Annotated in this window: 5 protein-coding genes; all 5 read left to right on the forward strand. The window is 71.2% G+C overall.

Translation table 11 applies throughout. From position 1 onward, the window contains the following. Positions 1-339 precede the first annotated feature (339 nt). The 5 genes from JHN45_RS50590 to JHN45_RS50610 all read left to right on the forward strand — a co-directional run bounded on the left by JHN45_RS50590 (position 340) and on the right by JHN45_RS50610 (position 5,155). On the forward strand, positions 340-1,194 hold the full coding sequence (locus JHN45_RS50590; protein ID WP_019066819.1) for a bifunctional methylenetetrahydrofolate dehydrogenase/methenyltetrahydrofolate cyclohydrolase: 855 nt from the start codon (positions 340-342) through the stop codon (positions 1,192-1,194). Between the two features lie 34 nt (positions 1,195-1,228). After that, the gene (locus JHN45_RS50595) at positions 1,229-1,681 is read left to right on the forward strand and encodes a DUF3017 domain-containing protein (protein ID WP_374192834.1); all 453 of its coding nucleotides are present in this window, start codon (positions 1,229-1,231) and stop codon (positions 1,679-1,681) included. A 287-nt stretch (positions 1,682-1,968) separates the two neighbouring features. Next, complete coding sequence (locus JHN45_RS50600; protein ID WP_201056216.1) at positions 1,969-2,445, forward strand: helix-turn-helix transcriptional regulator; 477 nt, start codon at positions 1,969-1,971, stop codon at positions 2,443-2,445. Between the two features lie 128 nt (positions 2,446-2,573). Then, on the forward strand, positions 2,574-3,794 hold the full coding sequence (locus JHN45_RS50605) for an XRE family transcriptional regulator (RefSeq protein ID WP_201056217.1): 1,221 nt from the start codon (positions 2,574-2,576) through the stop codon (positions 3,792-3,794). A gap of 371 nt (positions 3,795-4,165) precedes the next feature. Beyond that, positions 4,166-5,155, forward strand: a complete 990-nt coding sequence (locus JHN45_RS50610; protein WP_200717127.1) for a malate dehydrogenase — start codon at positions 4,166-4,168, stop codon at positions 5,153-5,155. The last annotated feature ends 276 nt before the right edge of the window (positions 5,156-5,431 follow it).

Genomic DNA, 5,431 nt, shown 5'->3' on the forward strand with positions numbered 1-5,431 from the left:
GGGGTGGCGGGGGCGGCTGTGCCGGCCGGGCGGGTTGCCCGTACGGGTTGTTCGGGTCGCCGAAACTCATGGCGTCTCTCCTCCGTCTGCCTCGGACGAGTGCGGGGACGGCGTGCGGCACCGACGGGAGGAAAGCCCTGTTCATCAAGCGGATGGTGCGGATGGTACGGACGCGCTGCGTTCCCCCGGTACTGCACGCGGCACTGTGTCCCCATGGTTCTGGAGGCGGCTGCCCCCGTCCAGCGGAATTCCGTATATTGCGTATATTCCGCATGTTCCGTACGGGTTGTGGAGACGCCTGATTGGAATCGGGGCCCGGTCATCCGCGAGGATGGGGTCATGACCGCCCAGATTCTCGATGGCAAGGCCACCGCAGCCGCGATCAAGTCCGACCTGACCGCCCGCGTGGCGGCGCTGAAGGAGAAGGGCGTCACGCCCGGCCTCGGCACGATCCTGGTCGGGGACGACCCCGGCAGCCAGAAGTACGTCGCGGGCAAGCACCGTGACTGCGCCCAGGTGGGCATCGCCTCCATCCAGCGCGAACTGCCCGCCACCGCAACGCAGGAGGAGATCGAGGCGGTCGTCCGGGAACTCAACGAGGACCCGGCCTGCACCGGCTACATCGTCCAACTCCCGCTCCCCAAGGGCATCGACGAGAACCGCATCCTGGAACTCATGGACCCGGACAAGGACGCCGACGGCCTGCACCCGATGAACCTCGGCCGCCTCGTGCTCAACGAGCCCGCCCCGCTGCCCTGCACGCCGAACGGTGTGCTGACCCTCCTGCGCCGCTACGGCGTGGAGATCAAGGGCGCCGAGGTCGTGGTCGTCGGGCGCGGGGTCACCATCGGCCGCCCGATGCCCCTTCTGCTCACCCGGCGCAGCGAGAACGCCACGGTGACCCAGTGCCACACCGGCACCCGTGACCTCTCCTCCCACCTCAAGCGCGCCGACATCATCGTCGCCGCCGCCGGTTCCGCCCATCTGATCCGGCCCGAGGACGTGAAGCCGGGCGCCGCCGTCCTCGACGTCGGGGTCTCCCGCAACGCCGACGGCAAGATCGTGGGCGACGTCCACCCGGGCGTCGCCGAGGTCGCCGGCTGGATCTCCCCGAACCCCGGCGGAGTCGGCCCGATGACCCGCGCCCAGCTGCTCGTCAACGTGGTCGAGGCGGCGGAGCGCAGTGTCGCCTGACAGCAAGGAACCGGCGAGCAAGGGGACGGACGCCGTGGACGACATCGAGGTGACGGACCCCGTCAGCGCCCCCGGCGCCGACGGCGTCCCGCGCCGCACCACCCGCCGCTTCCCCCTCTTCACCCGGGACACCGCCCGCCCCGAGGGCGGCGGCCGGGCCGCGTCCGGCGCCGCCCCGGCCCCGGCCCGCCAGTGGCCGATCCTCGCGGTGCTCGGCACGGTCGGCCTCGGCCTCCTGCTGACCGCCTTCGACGTCTTCCGCTACGGCACCCTGCTCATCGGCGCGGCCCTGCTGGCCGGTGCCGTCCTGCGCTGGGTGCTGCCGGACGTCGGCATGCTCGCCGTCCGCTCCCGCTTCACCGACGTCCTCACCTACTGCGTGCTCGGCCTCGCGATCGTCCTGCTGGCGATGATGGCGCAGCCCAAGCCGTGGCTGGTGATCCCGTTCCTCAAGGACACGCTGCACTACACGGTCAACACCAGCTGACAGCCGGTCGGTTCACGACTTCGGTTCACGACTTCTTCGGTTCACGACACACGACGGCGGCCCGTCCCCTCCCCCGAGCAGGGACGCGCCGCCGTCTGTGTTTCAGCGTGCCGCGCCATGAGCAGGCTGTTCAACGGCTGTCAGCGCGCTGTGGCACGGAGGTGACCGTTTCGCTACGCGCTCCGCACCCCGCCGCGACGAGGGAACCGTTCCCCTTCCGGTGTCGTCATTTCGCTCGGAACGGGCAAGTGGGGCGGGCTGGCGAGCGGGCGGGCGGTGGGGGAGCGATGAGCGGCTGGCAGCCGCTGCCGGACGATCTGCCGGCGGAGGTACGGCACTTCGTGGAGCAGCTGCGCCTCCTCAAGGACCGCACCGGACTGAGCCTGGTGGCGCTCGGTGCGCGCACCGCGTACAGCAAGTCCTCCTGGCACCGCTATCTCAACGCCGGCCAGCCCCCGCCCCGGCAGGCCGTGGTCGCCCTGTGCCGGATCGCGGGAGCCGATCCCGAACGCATCGGTGTGCGCTGGGAGTTGGCGGTCCAGGCCTGGCCCCGCCCGGTCACCGTCCCGGAGCGCGCGGCGGGCGGGGACGAGTACCGGGACGAGTACCGGGACGAGTACCGGGACGATCCGACCCTGCCCTGGTGGGACACGCCGCCCGTGAAGGGGGATCGGGGGCCCGGTGGACGACTGCTCCGGTACGCGCTGGTGCTGCTGTTTCTGATGCTTCTCATGACTGTCGCGGGAGCCGTCGTGCTCGGGTGAACGTCGGTATGTGTCCGGTGTGTCGATGTATTGACAAGTTTGCGGATTTGCAACGAACTCGACCAACAACCGCGTTAGCGTGGGCAATTCAGGGCAGAGGGGGGAAAGCAATGCCTCGTTGGAGGGCCTTGCCGGATGAACTCGATCCGCAGGTCAAGGAGTTCGCGGGTCAGCTGCGCCGGCTCGTGGACCGCAGCGGCCTGAGCGTGGCGGCGGTGGCCGACCGCACGGGCTACAGCAAGACGTCCTGGGACCGCTATCTCAACGGCCGGCTCCTCGCGCCGAAGGGCGCGATCGTCGCCCTCGCGGAGGTCACCGGCACCCATCCCGTCCATCTGACCACGATGTGGGAGCTGGCCGAGCGGGCCTGGAGCCGTTCGGAGATGCGGCACGACATGACCATGGAGGCGATGCGGATCTCCCAGGCGCGAGCCGCGCTCGGCGAGTTCGGGGCGCCTCCGGCCGGCGCACAGAGCGGCAAGGCCCAGAGCGGCAAGGCGCAGAACGGCAAGACCGACGGCGGTAAGGCAGACGGCGGCAAGGCGGCCCGCAAGGGCGGCAGTGTCACCGCGACCCCGGGGATCGCGGGCCCGGCGGGGGTGTCCCCGACGGTGCCGCCGCAGCCGGCGGCGCCCGAGCCCGACGTACGGGAAGGTGCCTCGCAGGTCGGCAACTCGTGGGGGCTGGCCGGGTATGCGGGGCCGACGTCCGGGCCCGGGCAGTCCGGTCCTGGACAGTCCGGTGGCGCGGCTGTGCGGCCGGGGGCCGGGCGGGTGCCGGAGGCTCCGGTGCCGCACGGGGAACTGCCGCGGGCGCCCCGGCCGGGGCCGCCGGACGGACTGGCCGGTGCCAGGCGGCGGTTGCTCATGTTCGGCGCCGGGGTCGTCGGGGTGCTGGTCGTGATCGCGGCCGTGTTCCTGTTCACCAGGCACGGCGGCGGGGACGAGAAGACGACCGCCACGCACACCTCGGCCTCGCCGTCCGTCAGCACGAACCCCGACCTGCCGGCCGGAGTGAAGTGCGCGGGCGCGGGCTGCACCGGCAAGGACGCCGAGGCGATGGGCTGCACGACGGACGCGGGCGCGGCGACGACCGCCAAGACCGCGACCGTCGGCACGACCGTCGTCGAGGTCCGCTACAGCAAGACGTGCGGCGCCGCCTGGGGCCGGATCACCGCGGGTGTCCCGGGGGACTCCGTGCAGGTGAGTGCGGGCACCACCAAGGAGAGCGACAGCATCACGGCGGCCGGCGACAACATCGCCTACACCCCGATGGTGGCGGTGAAGGACGCCGGCGAGGCGAAGGCCTGCGTGACGCTCGCGTCGGGCCAGAAGGGGTGCACGACCTAGGGCACGTGGGGCATGCGGGGCGCGTATGTGGGGATTCGGTGAACGTGGGGAATGCCCGCCCCGGATCGGGGCATGCGGTCATCACCCCCACGGGATTCCGGATTCCCGGTACCCCCCACGGCGGTCGTCCGGTGTTCCTCTCCCGAGCCGGACGGCCGCCTTTTCCGTGTCCTGGGGACGGGTGCTGACGGCCGTCTTCTCGTGGCCCCGGCCCGACGCTGTGGGGCGGGCCACACGGACCCGGCAGTACGCGATCCCGGATGCGCGATAGCCTGACCGGTGGATCTCTTGACGCCAAGAGATCGATCATTTGTACGTCCCGCACCCCGGGGCAGTGCCGCCCCACCGCCAGCTGTCATACGGAGAACGCCATGACCCGCACTCCCGTGAACGTCACCGTCACCGGCGCGGCCGGCCAGATCGGTTACGCCCTGCTCTTCCGCATCGCCTCCGGCCAGCTGCTCGGCGCGGACGTGCCGGTCCGGCTGCGTCTCCTGGAGATCACCCCGGCGCTCAAGGCCGCCGAGGGCACCGCGATGGAGCTCGACGACTCCGCGTTCCCGCTGCTCCAGGGCATCGACATCACGGACGACCCGAACGTCGCCTTCGACGGCACCAACGTCGCCCTCCTCGTCGGCGCCCGCCCCCGCACCAAGGGCATGGAGCGCGGCGACCTGCTCTCCGCCAACGGCGGCATCTTCAAGCCGCAGGGCAAGGCCATCAACGACAACGCCGCGGACGACATCAAAGTCCTCGTCGTCGGCAACCCGGCCAACACCAACGCGCTCATCGCGCAGGCCGCCGCCCCGGACGTACCGGCCGACCGCTTCACCGCGATGACCCGCCTCGACCACAACCGCGCGCTGACCCAGCTCGCGAAGAAGACGGGCACCACGGTCGCCGACATCAAGCGGCTGACCATCTGGGGCAACCACTCCGCCACCCAGTACCCCGACATCTTCCACGCCACGGTCGCCGGCAAGAACGCCGCCGAGACCGTGAACGACGAGAAGTGGCTGGCCGAGGAGTTCATCCCGACCGTCGCCAAGCGTGGCGCCGCGATCATCGAGGCCCGCGGCGCGTCCTCCGCGGCCTCCGCCGCGAACGCCGCGATCGACCACGTCCACACCTGGGTCAACGGCACGGCGGACGGCGACTGGACCTCCATGGGCATCCCGTCGGACGGCTCCTACGGCGTCCCGGAGGGCCTCATCTCCTCCTTCCCGGTCACCACGAAGGACGGCGTCTACGAGATCGTCCAGGGCCTGGACATCAACGAGTTCTCCCGCGCCCGCATCGACGCGTCGGTGGCGGAGCTGGAGGAGGAGCGCGAGGCGGTCCGCGCCCTCGGCCTCATCTGAGCCACCCCGAGGGGCCGTTCGCCACGGCTCTGTCACGGGCTTGCACGGGCCCTGTTCCGGTTCTCCACCGGAGCGGGGCCCGTCCCCTTTTCCGCCGCTAACTTCTGAAGCAGTACGTGGTGCGGTGATTCGGGGGGTTCGTGATGAGTGGTTGGGACGACTTCGGGGCGCGACGCGGGCCGAGCGAGGAGAGCGGACAGGCGGTCTGGTCGGCGTGGTCGACGGCGGAGACCCAGACCTCCCTGACCCCACCGCCGTCGACCACGCCGACCAGAC

It is taken from the genome of Streptomyces sp. MBT53, from assembly GCF_016654115.1.
GTDB lineage: Bacteria > Actinomycetota > Actinomycetes > Streptomycetales > Streptomycetaceae > Streptomyces.

Excerpts from the sequence above, each read along its gene's own strand:
- JHN45_RS50600 (WP_201056216.1), top strand. The coding sequence starts at position 1,969 with ATGAGCGGCTGGCAGCCGCTGCCGGACGATCTGCCGGCGGAGGTACGG.
- JHN45_RS50610 (WP_200717127.1), top strand. The coding sequence starts at position 4,166 with ATGACCCGCACTCCCGTGAACGTCACCGTCACCGGCGCGGCCGGCCAG.
- JHN45_RS50590 (WP_019066819.1), top strand. The coding sequence starts at position 340 with ATGACCGCCCAGATTCTCGATGGCAAGGCCACCGCAGCCGCGATCAAG.